The sequence below is a fragment of the Pseudomonas congelans genome (assembly GCF_900103225.1).
GTDB classification, from domain to species: Bacteria; Pseudomonadota; Gammaproteobacteria; order Pseudomonadales; family Pseudomonadaceae; genus Aquipseudomonas; species Aquipseudomonas congelans.
In genome coordinates this window covers 1-19124 of the sequence record NZ_FNJH01000009.1, presented here as the reverse complement: position 1 = coordinate 19124, position 19124 = coordinate 1, and the positions used below count along the sequence as shown (strand labels likewise).

General features: G+C 59.5%; 18 protein-coding genes. 13 read left to right on the top strand and 5 right to left on the bottom strand.

Annotation, left to right across the window (positions count from 1 at the left end):
- Positions 1 to 180: 180 nt before the first annotated feature.
- Entirely contained in the window at positions 181 to 1605 is a 1425-nt protein-coding gene (gene aspA / locus BLR20_RS22685) for an aspartate ammonia-lyase (protein WP_003432831.1), read from the bottom strand.
- Between the two features lie 112 nt (positions 1606 to 1717).
- Positions 1718 to 1903: a hypothetical protein gene (locus BLR20_RS28005; protein WP_010426589.1), complete on the bottom strand. Its 186-nt coding sequence runs from the start codon at positions 1901 to 1903 to the stop codon at positions 1718 to 1720.
- 16 nt (positions 1904 to 1919) lie between these two features.
- On the opposite strand from BLR20_RS28005, the gene BLR20_RS22680 reads away from it, so the two are divergent.
- Entirely contained in the window at positions 1920 to 2825 is a 906-nt protein-coding gene (locus BLR20_RS22680; protein WP_032611160.1) for a LysR substrate-binding domain-containing protein, read from the top strand.
- 43 nt (positions 2826 to 2868) lie between these two features.
- Here BLR20_RS22680 and BLR20_RS22675 read toward each other — a convergent pair whose 3' ends face one another.
- Positions 2869 to 3486, bottom strand: a complete 618-nt coding sequence (locus BLR20_RS22675; protein ID WP_032611158.1) for a zinc metalloprotease — start codon at positions 3484 to 3486, stop codon at positions 2869 to 2871.
- Positions 3487 to 3888: 402 nt separating this feature from the next.
- Here BLR20_RS22675 and purE point away from each other — a divergent pair, with 402 nt between their 5' ends.
- The 4 genes from purE to BLR20_RS22655 all read left to right on the top strand — a co-directional run bounded on the left by purE (position 3889) and on the right by BLR20_RS22655 (position 6647).
- Entirely contained in the window at positions 3889 to 4380 is a 492-nt protein-coding gene (gene purE / locus BLR20_RS22670; RefSeq protein ID WP_003340324.1) for a 5-(carboxyamino)imidazole ribonucleotide mutase, read from the top strand.
- 9 nt (positions 4381 to 4389) lie between these two features.
- Positions 4390 to 5472 (top strand): 5-(carboxyamino)imidazole ribonucleotide synthase, encoded by a 1083-nt coding sequence (locus tag BLR20_RS22665; protein ID WP_010426584.1) that lies wholly within the window; start codon positions 4390 to 4392, stop codon positions 5470 to 5472.
- A 303-nt stretch (positions 5473 to 5775) separates the two neighbouring features.
- Complete coding sequence (locus BLR20_RS22660) at positions 5776 to 6021, top strand: GlsB/YeaQ/YmgE family stress response membrane protein (protein WP_003401269.1); 246 nt, start codon at positions 5776 to 5778, stop codon at positions 6019 to 6021.
- Between the two features lie 83 nt (positions 6022 to 6104).
- On the top strand, positions 6105 to 6647 hold the full coding sequence (locus BLR20_RS22655; RefSeq protein ID WP_010426582.1) for a DUF3299 domain-containing protein: 543 nt from the start codon (positions 6105 to 6107) through the stop codon (positions 6645 to 6647).
- 20 nt (positions 6648 to 6667) lie between these two features.
- Here BLR20_RS22655 and BLR20_RS22650 read toward each other — a convergent pair whose 3' ends face one another.
- Positions 6668 to 7579, bottom strand: a complete 912-nt coding sequence (locus tag BLR20_RS22650; protein WP_032611156.1) for a D-hexose-6-phosphate mutarotase — start codon at positions 7577 to 7579, stop codon at positions 6668 to 6670.
- A 91-nt stretch (positions 7580 to 7670) separates the two neighbouring features.
- Positions 7671 to 8072 (bottom strand): acyl-CoA thioesterase, encoded by a 402-nt coding sequence (locus BLR20_RS22645; RefSeq protein WP_010426577.1) that lies wholly within the window; start codon positions 8070 to 8072, stop codon positions 7671 to 7673.
- 430 nt (positions 8073 to 8502) lie between these two features.
- Here BLR20_RS22645 and BLR20_RS22640 point away from each other — a divergent pair, with 430 nt between their 5' ends.
- The 8 genes from BLR20_RS22640 (at position 8503) to BLR20_RS22605 (ending at position 18984) form a co-directional block, all read left to right on the top strand.
- Positions 8503 to 9792, top strand: coding sequence for an MFS transporter (locus BLR20_RS22640; protein WP_010426575.1), 1290 nt, complete (start codon positions 8503 to 8505; stop codon positions 9790 to 9792).
- A gap of 166 nt (positions 9793 to 9958) precedes the next feature.
- The gene (locus BLR20_RS22635) at positions 9959 to 10948 is read left to right on the top strand and encodes a phosphate ABC transporter substrate-binding protein PstS (protein ID WP_054993350.1); all 990 of its coding nucleotides are present in this window, start codon (positions 9959 to 9961) and stop codon (positions 10946 to 10948) included.
- Positions 10949 to 11091: 143 nt separating this feature from the next.
- Complete coding sequence (locus BLR20_RS22630; RefSeq protein WP_010426572.1) at positions 11092 to 13377, top strand: ABC transporter permease subunit; 2286 nt, start codon at positions 11092 to 11094, stop codon at positions 13375 to 13377.
- Positions 13378 to 13446: 69 nt separating this feature from the next.
- Positions 13447 to 15063 (top strand): phosphate ABC transporter permease PstA, encoded by a 1617-nt coding sequence (gene pstA / locus BLR20_RS22625; RefSeq protein WP_186005899.1) that lies wholly within the window; start codon positions 13447 to 13449, stop codon positions 15061 to 15063.
- 66 nt (positions 15064 to 15129) lie between these two features.
- Positions 15130 to 15963: a phosphate ABC transporter ATP-binding protein PstB gene (pstB, locus tag BLR20_RS22620; protein WP_010426570.1), complete on the top strand. Its 834-nt coding sequence runs from the start codon at positions 15130 to 15132 to the stop codon at positions 15961 to 15963.
- A gap of 70 nt (positions 15964 to 16033) precedes the next feature.
- Entirely contained in the window at positions 16034 to 16795 is a 762-nt protein-coding gene (gene phoU, locus BLR20_RS22615; protein WP_003340338.1) for a phosphate signaling complex protein PhoU, read from the top strand.
- A gap of 204 nt (positions 16796 to 16999) precedes the next feature.
- The gene (locus BLR20_RS22610; RefSeq protein WP_032611152.1) at positions 17000 to 17890 is read left to right on the top strand and encodes a response regulator; all 891 of its coding nucleotides are present in this window, start codon (positions 17000 to 17002) and stop codon (positions 17888 to 17890) included.
- A gap of 191 nt (positions 17891 to 18081) precedes the next feature.
- Positions 18082 to 18984, top strand: a complete 903-nt coding sequence (locus tag BLR20_RS22605; RefSeq protein WP_032611151.1) for a peptidoglycan DD-metalloendopeptidase family protein — start codon at positions 18082 to 18084, stop codon at positions 18982 to 18984.
- Positions 18985 to 19124 lie beyond the last annotated feature (140 nt).

Here is a 19124-nt window from a genome sequence, read left to right as displayed (position 1 = left end):
ATGAATGAATACTTCCACGGATGACTCCGCAAAAGTAGGGTGCCGAAGGCTCTGGGTCCAGTGTCGGAGCCCTTTGCTGCAGGCAAAAAAAAGGGTCTGGAGAATCACTCCCAGACCCTCAAAAAATTGAGGGGTGTCTAGGCCCTCAATCTGGTGAGCAGGTTGCGCAGGTCATTCCTGTCAGGCCTTCAAGGGGGCCAGACGGGGAGCGATCATGTTTTCCGGGCGCAGGATGTCGTCGAGCATGGCGTCGTCGAGCAGACCTTCCTCACGCACCAGTTCCAGCACGCCGCGGCCGGTTTCCAGCGCGATGCGGGCGATACGGGTGGAGTTCTCGTAACCGATGTAAGGGTTCAGGGCGGTGACCAGACCGATCGAGTGCTCGACCAGCTCGCGGCAGCGCTGTTCGTTGGCCGTGATGCCGACGATGCAGTGCTCGCGCAGCATGTCCATGGCGCGCTGCAGCAGGCGGATCGAGTCGAAGATCTTGTAGGCGATCAGCGGCTCCATCACGTTGAGCTGCAATTGTCCGCCTTCGGCAGCCATGGTCAGCGACAGGTCGTTGCCGATGATTTCGAAGGCCACCTGATTGACCGCTTCCGGGATCACCGGGTTGACCTTGCCGGGCATGATCGAGCTGCCTGGCTGGCGTGCCGGCAGATTGATTTCGTTGATGCCGGTGCGCGGGCCGCTGGACAGCAGGCGCAGGTCGTTGCAGATTTTCGACAGCTTGACCGCAGTACGCTTGAGCATGCCCGAGAACAGCACGAAGGCGCCCATGTCGGAGGTCGCTTCGATCAGGTCGGCTGCAGGCACCAGAGGCTGGCCGCTGATGAGCGCCAGGCGATCGACTGCCAGCTTCTGATAGCCGGGGTCGGCGTTGATCCCGGTGCCGATGGCGGTACCGCCCAGGTTGACTTCGGTCAACAGCTCGGGAGCCAAGCTGCGCAGGCGGTTGAGGTCTTCTGTCAGGGTGGTGGCGAAGGCGCGGAATTCCTGACCCAGGGTCATTGGAACGGCGTCCTGCAACTGGGTGCGGCCCATCTTCAGCACATGGTTGAATTCTTCGCCCTTGGCGGCGAAGGCCTGAATCAGGCTGGAAAGGCTGGCGAGCAGGGCGTCGTGACCCAGCAGCAGACCCAGACGGATCGCGGTGGGGTACGCGTCGTTGGTCGACTGCGCCATGTTGACATCGTTGTTGGGGTGCAGATGTTTGTATTCGCCTTTTTCGAAACCCATGGTTTCCAGAGCGATGTTGGCGATGACTTCGTTGGCATTCATGTTGGTGGACGTGCCGGCGCCGCCCTGGATCATGTCGACCACGAACTGATCATGGAAGTCGCCGCGGATCAGGCGGGCACAGGCCTCGCTGATGGCCGCATGCTTGGCGTCATTGAGGTGTCCGAGCTGATGGTTTGCATCCGCTGCCGCCTGCTTGACCATGGCCAGCGCGACTACCAGTTTCGGGTAGTGCGAAAGCGGCACGCCGGAGAGGTGAAAGTTGTTCACCGCTCGCAGGGTCTGGATGCCGTAATAAGCGTTGGCAGGTACTTCGAGAACACCAAGCAGGTCTTTTTCGATGCGCGATGATGCAGGCGAGGACATGATAAAAAAAGTCTCAAAAGGCACGGACAATGCCGGAACGCCACGAATAGTGGGCTTGCCACCCTCGATTGACCAATGCTGTTAAACGCTGGGCTATGCAATAACGGCATAATCAGCGCGTGACCTGGATTCCGTTCAGTGCGTAAAGGGGGCAAAATGTCGCACCGGTGCGCTTCTTCGATCGTATCTGCTGCGCCGTCCGGGCATGTATCCGCACTTCATCGACGGGCGTCCCATCGGGGCGCTGCAAATCGGTGCCATTGGGCATGCGTAATTGCCTGTCGAAGCCGTCATCCATTGTCCGGGAGGACCTGATGAATCTGGAAAGCAAATGGCTGGAGGACTTCAGCGCCCTGGCGGCCACCCGCAGCTTTTCTCAGGCCGCCGAACGTCGCTTCGTGACTCAGCCGGCATTCAGCCGGCGTATTCGCAGTCTGGAATCGGCGCTGGGGCTGACGCTGGTCAATCGCTCGCGTACACCCATCGAGCTGACCGCCGCCGGACAATTGTTTCTGGTCACGGCACGTACCGTGGTCGAGCAACTGGGCGAAGTCGTGCGCCATCTGCATCATCTGGAAGGCGGGCAGGGCGAGGTCATGCAGGTTGCCGCGGCGCACTCTCTGGCGCTTGGATTCTTTCCGCGCTGGATCGCCCAGTTGCGCAACGAAGGGCTGAACATTGCAACGCGTCTGGTGGCGACCAACGTCGGTGATGCGGTGCACGCGTTGCGCGAAGGTGGCTGTGATCTGATGCTGGCGTTCTACGATCCCGATGCCGCGCTGCAGATGGACGCCGAAATCTTTCCCTCGCTGCATTTGGGGCATACCGAGATGTTGCCGGTCTGTGCTGCCGATGCCGAGGGGCTGCCGTTATTCGATATGGAAGGCGAGGGCAGTGTGCCGCTGCTTGCCTACAGTGCCGGGGCCTTTCTCGGGCGTTCGGTGAACCTGTTGTTGCGTCAACGCAATCTGCGCTTCACCACGGTCTACGAGACGGCAATGGCCGACAGCCTGAAAAGCATGGCGCTGGAAGGGCTGGGGATTGCCTGGGTGCCGCAATTGAGTGTGCGCGCCGAACTGGCACGCGGTGAACTGGTGGTCTGTGGCGGACCGCAGTGGCATGTGCCGCTGGAGATCCGCCTGTATCGCTGCGCATTGGTGCGCAAGGCCAATGTACGCCTGCTGTGGCGCAAGCTTGAAAGCCCTGCGGCAGCAGGCTGAGCATAAAATGGCCGGGTATGATGATTCATGCCCGGCCGATTATTCACTCAACGCCGGGTATGTTGTCGACGTAGTCGCGAATCAGTTGCTTGTTGGCGTCGCTGAAGTAATAGCAGGGGATAATCGATGTAGTGGAGTTTTCCCACATCGTCGTCTGGCATGGAAAACCGGTTGCAGCCTCATGCTCGGCACCAAACAGGTGGCCGACTTCGTGTGGCAGCGTGTTGTAATCTTTAAGGGACGCCATTGCGACGTTATAGGCTTCTGCCGTGACGCCGTGTACTGTCCCGTTGATTTTATTGGAAGTGACCAGCACATATTTATGCCGCTCCGAAGGGCTCGGCAGGTTCTTTGCTTTTGCATATTCGATGCTCTCCCTGGACAACCGGTATAGCAGCTTGTCCAGCTCCTCCCCGCGATAGGCGAAGTTTGTCAGTCCTGGTTCGTTTTCGATGAGCGTGACCGTTGTCCTGCGTCCGGTGATTTCCTCCAACTGAGCGAGCAGGGGATTCAAGTAGCTATCCGCCAGTTCAGCGCGTTCATGTTTTGTAAGTTGATCGTGCATGATCAGGAACAGTCCCAGATTGGGACCGCCGGCGCTGGCAAACGGCAGGTAAAAAAAGATGACCAGTGACAGCCAGGTTTTCAGTGTGTTCTTCATGGGTACGTTCTCATCCTTGAGCGTCAGGTTAGATATCGACTTCAAATGTCGATGAGGCAGTTAAACAAATACGGTTTGTGCCTGACAGTCGCACTCTGCGCCTGACGCGGTAGGCCAAGGGGTGTCATGGCGTAAGATGCGCCGGTTAACGTGTCGGAGTTCCAGCGTAACGTTGGCAGGACTCCGGCTCACTTGGGGGCTGCCGGCCCTGTCTGTGTCGATGTCTTGCAGGACTGCTGACAGAAGGTGATTGCAGGTGCTTTAAACGCACTACTTTGCGTTATACTGCGCGGCCTTTGGCCGGTTAAATCGGTCACTATTCGTACAACAAGCCACGCCGGTCTCCCCGCGTGGCTTGTTGTTTTAAGACGCGCCTGCGGGCGCCCGATGAGAGGCACGACGATGAGCGCACTGGTTGGCGTGATCATGGGCTCCAAGTCCGATTGGTCCACCCTTAGCCACACCGCCGATATGCTGGAAAAGCTCGGCATCCCTTTTGAAGTCAAGGTAGTGTCAGCTCACCGCACACCGGATCTGCTGTTTCAGTACGCCGACGAAGCGGAAGGCCGTGGCATTGAGGTGATTATCGCCGGTGCCGGTGGCGCTGCTCACTTGCCGGGCATGTGCGCTGCCAAGACTCACCTGCCTGTATTGGGCGTTCCGGTGCAGTCTTCGATGCTCTCGGGTGTCGACTCGCTGTTGTCGATCGTGCAGATGCCGGCCGGTATCCCGGTCGCGACCCTGGCCATCGGCAAGGCGGGTGCAATCAACGCAGCGCTGCTTTCAGCGAGCATCCTCGGCGCAAAGCACCCGCAATTCCACGCAGCGCTGAAGAAATTTCGCACTGAGCAGACAGACAGCGTCCTGGACAATCCAGACCCACGCCACGCCTGAGGTTTTTCCATGAAGATCGGTGTAATCGGTGGCGGCCAGCTGGGCCGCATGTTGGCATTGGCAGGTACGCCGCTGGGCATGAACTTCGCCTTTCTCGATCCCGCGCCGGACGCCTGTGCTGCGGCACTTGGTGAGCATCTGCGTGCCGATTACGGCGATCTGGATCATCTGCGTCAGTTGGCGGATGAAGTCGATCTGGTGACCTTCGAGTTTGAAAGCGTTCCGGCCGAGACCGTGGCGTTTCTGTCACAGTTCGTACCGGTCTATCCGAGCGCCGAGGCGTTGCGCATTGCGCGTGATCGCTGGTTCGAAAAAAGCATGTTCAAGGACCTGGGCATCCCGACGCCGGCATTCGCCGACATTCAGTCGCAGGCCGACCTGGATGCCGCGGTAGCCAGCATCGGTCTGCCTGCCGTGCTCAAGACCCGCACTCTGGGTTATGACGGCAAGGGCCAGAAGGTCCTGCGTTCGGCGGCCGATGTGGTCGACACATTCGCCGAGCTGGGCAGCGTGCCTTGCCTGCTGGAGGGCTTCGTGCCGTTCACCGGTGAAGTGTCGTTGATTGCAGTACGTGCGCGTGATGGCGAGACCCGGTTCTACCCGCTGGTGCACAACACGCATGACAGCGGCATCCTGCGTCTGTCCATCGCCAGTACCGATCATCCTTTGCAGACACTGGCCGAAGACTACGCCGGCCGCGTTCTGAAGCAGCTGGATTACGTGGGCGTGCTGGCATTCGAATTCTTTGAGGTCGACGGTGGCCTGAAAGCCAACGAGATCGCGCCGCGCGTCCACAACTCCGGTCACTGGACCACCGAAGGCGCCGAGTGCAGCCAGTTCGAAAACCACCTGCGGGCGGTTGCCGGTCTGCCGCTGGGCTCTACAGCCAAGGTCGGCGAAAGCGCCATGCTCAACTTCATCGGTGAAGTGCCGGCAGTGGACAAGGTCATCGCTGTCCAAGACTGCCACCTGCATCACTATGGCAAGGCGTTCAAGGCTGGCCGCAAGGTCGGACACGCCACTGTCCGCAGTGCCGACCGCGTCACGCTGGATCGTCAGGTGAAGTTGGTAGAGGCGCTGATCAAGGGCTGATCAGGTCAGCGGCTATCGTGCCGATGCTCTGCGCTCTGCGTTTTACACAAATCCAGCTGAATATCGTGCCAATGCTCCGCGTTGGCATGCATTGGGTGACGCTCCGCGGCACGAATCTGCAGCCTGGCGCGGAGCGTGGGAACGAGAATCATCGGGTGTCAGCCCTGTCATGCATGAAGAATTCTCCACCCCGAAGCAAACTGACCACTTCGCCGGAACCATTCCCTGTCGCTGTTCTCAGATAGCAGTAAGTCGGGGCTGCTATTAGCCCGGGCCTATTCACTTAATACAGAGGGAAATGGCATGGGTATCATTGGAACCATCTTTATCGGCCTGATCGTTGGTCTGTTGGCTCGCTTTCTGAAGCCGGGCGACGACAGCATGGGCTGGATCATGACCATCGTGCTGGGTATCGCCGGTTCGCTCGCAGCCACTTACGGCGGTCAGGCGCTGGGTATCTATCAGGCAGGCGAGGGTGCAGGTTTCCTCGGCGCGCTGGTAGGTGCAATCATCCTGCTGGTTATCTACGGCATGATCAGAAAGAAATAACGTTTATGCGTCAGCCCTCTGTTTTACAGTGCGCAGAGGGCTAGAATGCTCGGCAACTGTCCACCCCTTTGCCGAGCTTTATCATGCGTCGCTTCCTGTTGATGACTCTTCTGCTGTTATCCGCACTCTCCGGACCTGCACACGCCCAGTTGCCGGAAACCGACTGGCTTGAGCTGATGCCCAAGTCCGACCAAAAAGCCCTCGAAGCCATGCCCGAGATTGACCACAATTCTCCGGAAGCCATGGGCACGTTCGACAGCAAGGGTGGGTTGAAGCAGAGCAAGGGTTTGCCTGCGGTCATGTATTCGACCAAAACCGTCCCGGCCATGAACGGCAAGACGATTCGTCTCGGCGGCTATCCTGTGCCTCTCGAAACCGACGCCAAAGGCCATAGCACGCTGTTCTTCATCGTGCCTTATCCGGGCGCCTGCATCCACGTTCCGCCACCGCCGCCCAACCAGCTGGTGCTGGTGCGTTACCCCAAGGGCCTGAAACTGGATGATATCTACACACCACTGTGGGTAGAAGGCACCCTGAAAATCGAGAAGGTCAGTAACGATCTTGCCGATGCGGCGTACGCGATGGATGCGTCAAAGGTCCGTGTGGTGGTTGAATCGGACCTTTGATGGGCTTGATCAATTCCTGATCAGAGCGCCTCGCTCCAGATACTCACACCCAGAACATGCATCTGGTCAGGGGCCAGCGTGACCACGTCATCCAGCACGTTGGCGGTTTCGACGCAGACCATGCGCTGCCAGCCGTCTGCCGCCATGTCGGTGAACTTGCCGGTCTTCTCGATCCACGGGTTCCACAGGATGGCTGAGTTCGAGCCCGTGCTGCGGATGTGGATGCGTCGCTGCCACTCTGGGTCAACGATGCTGAGCACGCCCGGCGTGTCCTTGTAGATGCGGTCGGTTTCGCCTGTGAAGGTCAGGTCGCCGCTCTGCTCGCGTTCTTCCCAGTTTTCCAGGGTTTCGATGTAACGCAGGCCGTCGAGCCCTTCGACGCTGACCTGACGTACGTCGCTGACTGCGAAATAGGTGTGCAGCGCCTGGCTGATTACCACAGGCTCAGTGCCACAGTTGTAGCTGACCAGACTGACATTCAGTGCGTGGTCAAGACGAATGCTCAGTTTCAGGGCGACGTTGTGCGGCCAGCCCGGCAAGTGGCCTTCGGCCTCGGGAAGAACGAACTCCACCAGCAGTGCGTCGCCATCTGCGCCGATACCCAACAACTGCCAGTCCAGCGCTCGCACTTCGCCATGTGCCTTGGCCGGCTCGCTGCTGTCGCGCATGGCCTGCACGCTTTGCGGGTTGCGATCCAGATTACCGAACCACGGCCAGCAGATCGGCATGCCTGCACGAATGGGTTTGCCGCGTTTGAAAACGGCCTCTTCGTTCAGCCACACCAGCGGCTGCTGCCCGGCCACTTGATAGCTGAGGATGTGTGCGCCTTGTTGCGCAACCAGCAGCTCAGCTTCGCCGTGGCAAATACGCCAGCAGTTCAGCTCATCGTAAAGGATGGATTCGACGGTGGGTTCAACCGGGGATGTTGGCATGCATAGTTCTCACTCAATGACCGTGACGAAAATAGACCGCTTCATGCAGGGCGAGTTTAACCGGGCAGCCAATCTGTAGCCGAGCGACAATTTACCGTCGCGCGGGAACCGAGCGGGTCCGGCCGCTGGGGTCTATCGCCACGAACACGAACGCAGCCTCGGTGACCTTGCGCCATTCGCTGGTAAGCGGGTCGTCGCTCCACACTTCGACCATCATCTTGATCGAGGTGCGTCCGACTTCCAGGGTGCGGGTATAGAAGGAAAGCTGTTCGCCGACCGCGACCGGGACCAGAAACGCCATGCGATCTATGGCGACGGTCGCCACACGGCCACCCGCGACTTTGCTGGCCATCGCTGTACCTGCCAGGTCCATCTGGGACACCAGCCAGCCGCCGAAGATGTCGCCAAAGCCATTGGTTTCGCGGGGAAGGGCGGTGATTTGCAGGGCAAGGTCGCCTTGCGGGGTTGGATCTTCTTGTTCGAGCTCGATCATGCCTAGGGTGCCTCTGACCCATGACTCTCATTATTGTATGTCGCGGTTAACAGGTGCCATTCAAAACCATGAGCATGAACATTGTGTGTTCTGCGCCGGTGTGGCCCAAAGGGAAACTCTGCGAAACCCGCTGATTCAGACGTTTTCGCACAACTTCCCAAGGCTGTTGACGACTTGCGAGTATATCGGGCGTTGCGTCATAGAACGACCGTGGGTCTTCATTTTGTGTCAGTGGCAGTTCTGCCATGTGTTTTTTGTAGCAATTTGCTATCTTGCTGGACCTCTACAGGTGACAAGACTGCCTGTACACGCAATTTTGGTGCCTATCTGCGCCGTTGCTCCCGACAATCGCTTCTGCACGGCACCCCGCAGCAGCCAGCGTCGCTGTCGCTCGCCCCTTTTCAAAGAATAAGTAAAGAGAAGCCTTGTCATGTCATCTGTTCCTTCAAGTTCCACGCAGCCTGCGCGGCCTTTGACTCGCAGCGATTACAAAACCCTTTCGCTGTCGGCTCTGGGTGGCGCGCTGGAGTTCTACGACTTCATCATTTTCGTGTTTTTCGCGGCGGTGGTCGGCAAACTGTTTTTCCCGGTGGACATGCCCGACTGGCTGCGCATGATGCAGACGTTCGGCATTTTCGCCGCCGGTTATCTGGCGAGGCCCCTGGGCGGCATTATCATGGCGCACTTCGGCGATCTGCTGGGGCGCAAGAAGATGTTCACGCTGAGCATTTTCATGATGGCGGTGCCGACCCTGATCATGGGTCTGTTGCCGACCTACGCGCAGATCGGCATGTGGGCGCCGATTCTGCTGCTGTTGATGCGCGTCATTCAAGGTGCCGCCATCGGCGGTGAAGTGCCGGGAGCCTGGGTCTTTGTGTCCGAGCATGTGCCTGCACGTCGTGTCGGGTATGCCTGCGGCACCCTGACCGCCGGCCTGACAGCAGGCATCCTGCTGGGCTCGCTGGTCGCCACGGCGATCAACAGCATCTATACCCCGGTCGAGGTCTCGGATTACGCATGGCGTATCCCTTTCCTGCTGGGTGGCGTGTTCGGCCTGATGTCGGTGTATCTGCGCCGCCTGCTGCATGAAACGCCGGTCTTTGCCGAGCTGCAACTGCGCAAGGCACTGGCCGAGGAGGTACCGCTCAAGGCGGTACTGCGCGATCATCGTGGCGCCGTTGCGCTGTCGATGCTGATGACCTGGCTGCTGTCTGCCGGCATCATTGTCGTGATCCTGATGACGCCGACCATCCTGCAGACCATTTATGGCTTTCCGGCTGCTACGGCGCTGAAAGCCAACAGCCTGGCCATTGTCTTCCTGAGTATCGGTTGCATCGCTGCCGGCGCGCTGGCGGATCGTTTCGGCGCAGGCTGGGTGTTCCTGCTGGGCAGCGCAGGTTTGCTGATCAGTTCGTGGACGTTCTATCACATCCTCGGCAGCCATCCTGAGGTGCTGTTTCCGCTGTATGCCGTGACGGGCCTGTTCGTCGGTACGATCGGCGCGGTTCCTTATGTCATGGTCAAGGCATTTCCGCCTGTGGTGCGCTTCTCGGGGCTGTCGTTCTCCTACAACCTGGCGTACGCGATTTTCGGAGGTCTGACGCCGATGGTCGTGACCTTCATGCTCAAGAGCAGTCCGATGGGGCCGGCGTGGTACGTCGCTATTCTCTGCGGCCTGGGCATGGCCATCGGTGTGTTTTTGCTGAGCCGAAAGCGCTGATCATCCCCCGCTGTCAAATCGCTCGGGCACCGCTACAGCCAAAGGCTATCTACCTGCACAGGTCGATAGCCTTTTCATCTTATTGTCATAATCAATTCATAGAGTAGTCACAAGACTGGCCAAACAAGGCTCGTGGACACCTACATACCCTGCCGGGAGCGCAAGGATGACACTCAAGCGTTTGATGACTGCACTGACATTGGTTGCCGCCGTAGTGACGGCAGCCAATACGCTGGCTGCGGTCGACCCTGCCATCAAGGCCTATACCAAGACCTCCGGTGTGTCGGGCAATCTCTCCAGTGTCGGCTCCGATACCCTGGCAAATCTCATGACCCTGTGGGCCGAGGCCTACAAGAAAGAATACCCGAGCGTGAATATCCAGATCCAAGCGGCCGGCTCCTCCACGGCGCCACCCGCGCTGACCGAGGGCACGGCCAATCTGGGCCCGATGAGCCGCAAGATGAAAGACGGCGAGTTATCGGCTTTCGAGCAGAAGCATGGCTACAAGCCGACCGCCATTCCGGTCGCGGTGGATGCATTGGCGGTTTTCGTGCACAAGGACAACCCGATCAAGGGCCTGACCCTGCAGCAAGTGGACGCGATCTTTTCCGCGACCCGCCTGTGCGGCGCCAGGGCCGACGCGAAAACCTGGGGTGATGTCGGCGTGACCGGCGATCTGGCAGGCAAACCGATCCAGTTGTTCGGTCGTAACTCGGTGTCGGGCACTTACGGTTATTTCAAGGAAGAAGCCCTGTGCAAAGGCGACTTCAAGGCCAACGTCAACGAGCAGCCCGGCTCTGCTTCGGTGGTCAGCGCGATCAGCAATTCGCTTAACGGCATCGGTTACTCGGGCATCGGTTACAAGACATCCAACGTCAGGACTGTTCCGCTGGCGAAGAAGGAAGGGGGCGAGTTTGTCGAAGACAGCGAAGCCAATACCCTGAACGGCAGTTATCCACTGTCGCGCTTTCTTTATGTGTATGTGAACAAGGCGCCGAACCAGCCCTTGGCGCCGCTGGAAGCCGAATTTGTGAAACTGGTGCTGTCGAGACAGGGCCAGGAAGTGGTGATGAAGGACGGTTATATCCCGCTGCCTGCCCGTGTCGTGGAGAAGGCGCTGGCTGATCTTGGCCTGCAGGGCGTGGCGGTGAAGTAGTCACGTACACGTTGCGAGTGAGGCTCAATGGACTGGCCTGCACACAAATTGAACAGTCCGCCGCCGGTTTCGCAGGCAGCGGGCTTTCTTGCGTCACCTTGCTGTAATGTTTCTGTCATACAAGGCGTCTACGGTGTGTGCGCATGAATGAGCTGTTCAAATCGACGATGGACCAGAGTTCGCCTCCAGCGCGTATTGATTTCAATACTCCTGCGATGGTGCGAAAGCGTCGTGTCCGTGCGTTTAAGGACCGGCTCACTCACTGGTACGTCGCCATTGGTGGCCTTGCCGTGCTGGCGGCCATCACGCTGATCTTCTTCTACCTTGCCTACGTCGTTGCGCCGCTTTTCAAAGGCGCCAGCCTGACCGCCGAACCAGCGCTGAATGCCGCCTGGCTGCAGGACGCCGGCGCGCCGCTGATGATCACCATCGAAGAGCAGAACCAGATCGGCATGCGCATTTCCGACAAGGGCGAGGTGGTCTTTTTCAACATCGAGGACGGCGCAGAGCTGCAGCGCATTGCCTTGCCGCTTCCCGCTGGCGTGTCCGTTGCGTCCATCGGCAAGGATCAGCCCGGTGCGCCACTGATAGCCCTTGGCTTGTCCAACGGTCAGGTCCTGGTGTTCAGGCACTCGTACCTGACGACCTACCCGAACGATCGGAAAACCATCACCCCGAGCGTGGCCTGGCCCTACGGCGAAGCGCCTTTGGTACTGGATGAGGCCGGGCGTGCGGTCGAGCATGTCACTGTCAGTTCCGATGGCGACAGCCTCAAGCTGGCAGGGGCGACCGGCACTCAGTTGCATGTCATCTCGCTCGAACAGAAAGAAAACATGATGACCGGCGAGATGACCCGCGAGCAGACGCGTGTCGAGTTGCCGCAGATGTCCGCAGCGGTCAAGGCGATCTACATCGACCCGCGCCAGCAATGGTTGTATGTCATCAACGGGCGCGCGCAGGCGGATGTGTTCAGCCTGCGCGATCGCAGCCTCAATGGCCGCTATAAACTGCTGGAAGACGGCAATGCCGAGATCACGGCGAGCGCTCAGCTGGTTGGCGGCATTTCGCTGATCATCGGCAACTCGAAGGGCAGCATGTCTCAGTGGTTCATGGCCCGGGACACTGACGGCGAGCAGCGTCTGATGCGCATCCGCGATTTCAGCCTCGGCAGCGCGCCTATCGCGCAGATCAAGGCCGAGCAGCGCCGCAAGGGCTTCATCGCTCTGGATGCTTCCGGCAAGCTGGGCGTATTCCACAGCACGGCGCACCGCACCCTGCTGATCGACAAGGTCGCCGAGGGCCCCGGCATTCTGGCGCTATCGCCACGCGCCAACCGGATTCTGATTGAAAGTGCTGGCAAGCTGCTGCCGCTGACGCTGGACAACCCGCACCCGGAAGTCTCCTGGAGTTCGCTGTGGGGCAAGGTCTGGTACGAGAATTACGATGAGCCCAAGTACATCTGGCAGTCCACGGCATCCAACTCCGACTTCGAACCCAAGCTGAGCCTGGCGCCGTTGACCTACGGCACGCTGAAAGCGGCGTTCTACGCGATGTTGCTGGCCGCACCGCTGGCCGTTGCTGCCGCGATCTATACCGCCTACTTCATGGCCCCGGGCATGCGCCGCAAGGTCAAGCCGGTGATCGAATTGATGGAAGCGATGCCGACAGTGATTCTCGGCTTTTTTGCCGGATTGTTTCTGGCCCCGTACCTGGAAGGGCATCTGCCCGGCATCTTCAGCCTGTTGCTGCTCACGCCGATCGGCATTTTGTTGGCGGGCTTTTTCTGGACCCGTCTGCCTGATTCGCTTCGCCTGCGTATTCCCGATGGCTGGGAAGGCGCGATTCTGATTCCGGTCGTGCTGTTGGTGGGCTGGTTCTCGCTGAGCATGAGCCCGCACCTGGAGAGCTGGTTCTTCGCCGGGGACATGAGCACCTGGATTCGTGACCATCTGGGTATCACCTACGATCAGCGCAATGCGCTGGTGGTCGGTATCGCCATGGGGTTCGCGGTGATCCCCAACATTTATTCGATTGCCGAAGACGCCGTGTTCAGTGTGCCGCGCAGCCTCACACTGGGTTCGCTGGCATTGGGCGCGACGCCGTGGCAGACCCTGACGCGGGTGGTGATCCTGACCGCCAGCCCCGGCATCTTTTCCGCCTTGATGATCGGTATGGGCCGGGCAGTGGGGGAGACCATGATTGTGCTGATGGCGACCGGCAATACGCCGATCATGGACATGAACCTGTTTGAAGGCATGCGCACGCTGGCGGCCAATGTCGCGGTGGAGATGCCGGAGTCGGAAGTGGGCGGCAGCCATTATCGGGTGCTGTTTCTGGCGGCGTTGGTGCTGTTGATGTTCACCTTCGTGATGAACACCCTCGCGGAGCTGATTCGTCAGCGTCTGCGCAAGCAATATTCGTCGCTGTAAGGAAGGTAGGCGTTGGTGAAGCGGAACTCCCTCAGGAACTGGTTCAAAAGTGGCGCCCCCGGCGTCTGGATGAGTGCGGGCGCCGTATCCATCGCTGTGATCATGACCATCGGCCTGTTGGCGGTGATCGCCGTGCGTGGCCTTGGGCATTTCTGGCCCGCCGACCTGGTGAGCGCTCAGTACGCGGTACCCAATCAGGAATCGAGCGTTCTGGTCGGTGAGCGGGTCGAGCAGGAGCAAGTACCTCGTGCGCGCCTGAAAAGCGCGGGCCTGCCGGTGCCTGATCAAGGGCCGGAGTTCATGACCCGCGAGCTGTACAAGGTTGGCAATCGCGATCTCAACCCCAGTGACTTTAACTGGGTGGTGGGCGAATGGCTGACCGGACAGAGCCGTCCCGCAGACCTGATGACGCTGGAGCGCCGCGAGTGGGGCAATTTTTACGGCTATCTGGTCAACGTCAAGGAAGGCGGGCGCGTCGTGGCCGAAGGCGAGGCGGCCTGGCCGGCCCTGCAAGCGCGCATCAAACGCGTCGAAAAGCTGGCTGACGAACTTTATACCCTGGAAAAGAAAGACATCGGTGCCATCAATCACGGCATCGAGCGCCTGCGTCTGCAGGCCCGCAAGCTGGAGCTCGATGGGCGGCTGGATGCCGCCGCGCAAGCGGACATGGCTGCCGAGCGGGCCGAGCTGGATGCGCGTTACAAGGTTATCGAGGCGCGTCTTGACGGCCTGCACCAGGCCTTTGATCGCGACAGCCTGACCGCACGCGATGGCAACGGCAAAGAGATCGAACTCAGCCTGGGCAAAGTGGTGCGTGCCTATCAGCCCAATGCGATGGGTACGGTGACCAAGCTTGGCTTCTACTTCGAGAAGCTGTGGGAATTTCTCAGCGCCGATCCACGCGAAGCCAATACCGAAGGCGGTATCTTCCCGGCGATCTTCGGCACGGTGATGATGACCCTGATCATGGCCGTGATCGTCACGCCATTCGGCGTGCTGGCGGCGGTCTACCTGCGTGAGTACGCGCGTCAGGGGCCGGTTACCCGGTTGATTCGCATCGCGGTGAACAACCTCGCCGGTGTGCCGGCGATTGTCTACGGCGTGTTCGGCCTTGGGTTCTTCGTCTATGTGCTTGGCGGCTCGGTGGATCGGCTGTTCTTTCCCGAAGCGCTGCCTGCCCCGACGTTCGGTACGCCGGGCCTGCTATGGGCTTCGCTGACCCTGGCACTGCTCGCTGTGCCGGTAGTGATTGTGGCCACGGAAGAAGGGCTGGCGCGCATTCCGCTGACCCTGCGTGAAGGTTCGCTGGCGCTGGGTGCAACCAAGGCCGAGACGCTGTGGAAGATCGTGTTGCCAATGGCCAGCCCGGCGATGATGACCGGGCTGATTCTCGCGGTGGCGCGTGCCGCCGGCGAGGTTGCACCCTTGATGCTGGTGGGCGTCGTCAAGCTGGCGCCGTCGCTGCCGCTGGACGGCAACTATCCTTATCTGCATCTCGACCAGAAGATCATGCACCTGGGTTTCCATATTTACGACGTCGGCTTCCAGAGCCCCAACGTCGAGGCAGCACGCCCGCTGGTCTATGCCACCGCGCTGCTGCTGGTACTGGTCATCGCCTTGCTCAATCTGTCGGCGGTGAGCATCCGTAACCATTTGCGGGAAAAGTACAAGGCACTCGACAATTGATCCCGAATTCGCCCTTTGGCAAACGCGGCCGTTCGATGACGCGAATAGTTCGCACAGGAGCAATCCATGCAGCATGAAAGCCCGACGAGTGGCATGAACATGTCGGCCCTGAGGCGTCACAAGCAAAGCCTGGATCTGGCCGACGAAAGCGTGGCCATCGAAGTGCCGGGCCTGAATCTGTTCTATGGCGACAAGCAGGCGCTGTTCGATATTGCCCTGAATATCCCGAAGCAGAAGGTGACCTCGTTCATCGGTCCGTCCGGGTGTGGCAAGTCGACGTTGTTGCGCTGCTTCAACCGCATGAACGACCTGGTCGATGGTTGCCGGGTCGACGGTGCGATCAACCTGTACGGTCACAACATCTACACCAAGGGCGAGGAAGTCGCCGAGTTGCGTCGGCGCGTCGGCATGGTGTTTCAGAAGCCCAATCCGTTCCCCAAGACGATTTATGAAAACGTGGTCTACGGGCTGCGCATTCAGGGGATCAACAAGAAGCGCGTGCTCGATGAAGCTGTCGAGTGGGCGCTGAAAGCCGCTGCGCTCTGGGATGAAGTCAAGGATCGACTGCATGAGTCGGCATTGGGTTTGTCCGGGGGGCAGCAGCAGCGTCTGGTCATTGCCCGAACGATCGCCGTGGAGCCGGAAGTCCTGCTGCTCGACGAACCCTGTTCGGCACTCGATCCGATTTCGACCCTTAAAGTCGAAGAACTGATCTACGAACTGAAATCGAAATACACCATTGTGATCGTTACCCACAACATGCAGCAGGCGGCTCGGGTGTCGGATTACACCGCGTTTATGTACATGGGCAAACTTGTCGAGTTCGGTGATACGGATACCTTGTTCACCAACCCGGCAAAAAAACAGACAGAAGACTACATCACCGGTCGTTACGGGTAGTACGTGCTTCGTCAGCCCTGAACCACCGCTGCGTTTTCGCAATTAACCGGACGTTCCAAGGACACCCAGCATGATCCACAAAGACAGCCATACGCATCACATTTCCCAACAGTTCAACGCTGAACTCGAAGACGTTCGCAGCCATTTGCTTGAAATGGGTGGCCTGGTCGAGAAGCAGGTGAACGATTCGGTCACGGCGCTGATCGAGGCCGATTCCGGTCTTGCCCAGCGTGTTCGCGAGGTCGACGACCGGATCAATCAGATGGAGCGCAGCATCGACGAGGAATGCCTGCGCATTCTGGCTCGTCGCCAGCCTGCAGCATCCGACCTGCGCCTGATCATCAGCATTTCCAAGTCGGTGATCGACCTGGAGCGCATTGGTGATGAAGCGACCAAGATCGCGCGCCGTGCCATCAAACTGTGCGAAGAGGGCGAGGCACCGCGCGGGTACGTCGAAGTGCGTCACATCGGCGATCAGGTGCGCAACATGGTGCGCGATGCGCTGGATTCTTTCGCCCGTTTCGACGCCGAGCTGGCCCTGTCGGTTGCGCAGTACGACAAGACCATCGACCGCGAGTACAAGACGGCCCTGCGCGAGCTGGCGACCTACATGATGGAAGATCCACGCTCGATCTCCCGGGTACTGGACGTCATCTGGGTGCTGCGCTCTCTGGAGCGAATCGGCGACCATGCACGCAACATCTCCGAGCTGGTGATCTACCTGGTGCGCGGGACCGACGTGCGGCACATGGGTCTCAAGCGCATGAAGGAAGAAGTGCAGGGTATATCGAGCGAAACCGCTAATGTTCCGGGCAACGCTGACGATAAGTAAGATTGCCTGCGAGAAAAACGCCCAGCACGCGCTGGGCGTTTTTCGTTGTGCAGATCAGTATTTCCCGTCGCCAGCGGACTAAATGTCGCGGCGCAGTCAATCAATATGGCAGTTGGCTATCAGTCAACGCTATGCTTGCCGAAACAAAGGGCGTGTTGGCATACCGCAGTTCGCCTCCAGGTGAACACGCCCGCAGGAGCGTCGATGAGTAAGGTCAGTGTATTGGTGGTGGATGACGCGACTTTCATTCGCGACTTGGTCAAGAAAGGGCTGCGCAATTATTTTCCCGGGATTCATACCGAGGATGCAGTCAATGGTCGCAAGGCTCAGACGTTGCTGGGCAAAGAGTCGTTCGATCTGATTCTGTGCGACTGGGAAATGCCCGAAATGTCCGGCCTGGAGCTGTTGACCTGGTGCCGTGAGCAGGACAATTACCTGAGAACCGTTCCGTTCATCATGGTGACCAGCCGTGGTGACAAGGAAAACGTGGTGCAGGCCATTCAGGCCGGAGTAACCGATTTTGTCGGCAAGCCGTTCACCAATGAGCAGCTGCTGACCAAGGTCAAGAAAGCGCTGGCCAAAGTCGGCAAGCTTGACGCCGTCATGTCCACAGCCCCGGCGCGTATGAACTCGCCGCTCAATGACTCATTGAGTGCATTGACCGGTGGCAAGGCCGAAGTGGTTCGTGCCGCGCCTGCTGCAGCCGCAGCAGCAGCCCCCAAGCCAGCGCCTGCACCCGCCCGATCGGCAGAGCCGACTGGTCGCGGACAGGGCCAGTTGCGCCTGCCCAACGGCATTCAGCCGTGTGTGATCAAGGCCCTTACCCTGAAAGACGCCACACTGGTGATACGCGTCAGCGAAAACCTGCCACAGGTACTCGACAGTGCGGTGCTGGACCTTGAGCAGGGCGAGAGCAACGAAGTGGCGCGCCTGAATGGCTATCTGCACTCAGTCGCCGCGTTCGAGCAGAAGCCCGACAGCGAATGGCTGCAAGTGACCTTCCGCTTTGTCGATCATGACGCGCAGAAGCTCGATTACCTTTCGCGCCTCATTGCTCGTGGCACCGCGCAGAAACACTTCATCCCGGGCGCCTGATACCCGCTTCTGAGCTGAATGGCATACCGCTGCTGCATGAGCCTTGCGCGGTGTCACACGACACTGCGTAACGTGCGTCTGACGTGCCTTCCTTGACGCTTCATTCATGTCCGATTGATACCCTTGCGTCCTCTTCTGCCTGCAAGGCTGCTAGGCTTGGCCCCCAGTGCCCTTGAACCCGAACATCTCCGATGCTTGAACGCCTGTTTATCCTGTTTGCCCTGACGTTGACTGTGCAGTCGGCCGGGGCTGTCACGATTTATAAATTCACCGATGCCAGTGGCGTGGTGTCCTTTTCGGACCGGCCGACGCCCGGCGCATCGGTCATGGTGTTTCGGGACCGCATGGTCGAGCGCATCGACGGCCAGGTGCACTTGAGTGTCAGGCGTGAAAGGGGCGTACACAGCCTGTATGTACGCAACGATCTGTACGCCCCTGTCGAAGTCGAACTCAGGCTTTCCAGTGTGACCAACGTGTTGGGGGTCTCTGGCTCGTCAGCAACGCTGCGCCGCACGATCCCGGCGCGCAGTAACCAGCGCGTGGTGGTCTTGAGCCCCAAGGTGGGGAGCAAGCCGATGAACTACGCCTCGGTGCTGAGTTCAACCCTGGGCGATCCCAAGGGCTTGGTGCAGGCCTATAAATACCCGCTGCCATGGATTGGCGGGCCGTTTCGCCTGACCCAGGGACCGAATGGCAGATACAGCCATTACGGCGTCAAGGGGCGCTATGCAATGGACATCGCCATGCCGGAGGGAACGCCGATCATTGCCGCGCGCGGCGGCACGGTGGTGAAGATCGAAAACAGCCAGTCAGGGCGGGGCTCGAATGCGTCAGGCAACTTTGTGCGCATTCTGCACGACGACGGCACGATGGGCGTCTACCTGCACCTGATGCGTGGCTCAGTGAGTGTCAGGGAAGGTCAGCGGGTGAGTGTCGGAACAGCGCTGGCGCGGTCGGGCAATACCGGCAACAGCACCGGCCCGCACCTGCACTTCGTTGTGCAGCGCAACTCGGGCAATGAGCTGATCTCAATCCCCTACGAATTCGCCACCCCGGTGCAGAGCCTGCCCAACTTCGCCGTCGGCGGGAATTGAGTAGGGGGCCATTCATAGCTCCCATGCTCTGCGTCCGATCTTGAACGGGCGGCGCGACTCAGACCTGTGACGCGGAGCGTCACGCAATGCATTCCCACGCTGGAGCGTGAGGAACGATAGGTGTCCGGGAGAACACCTAT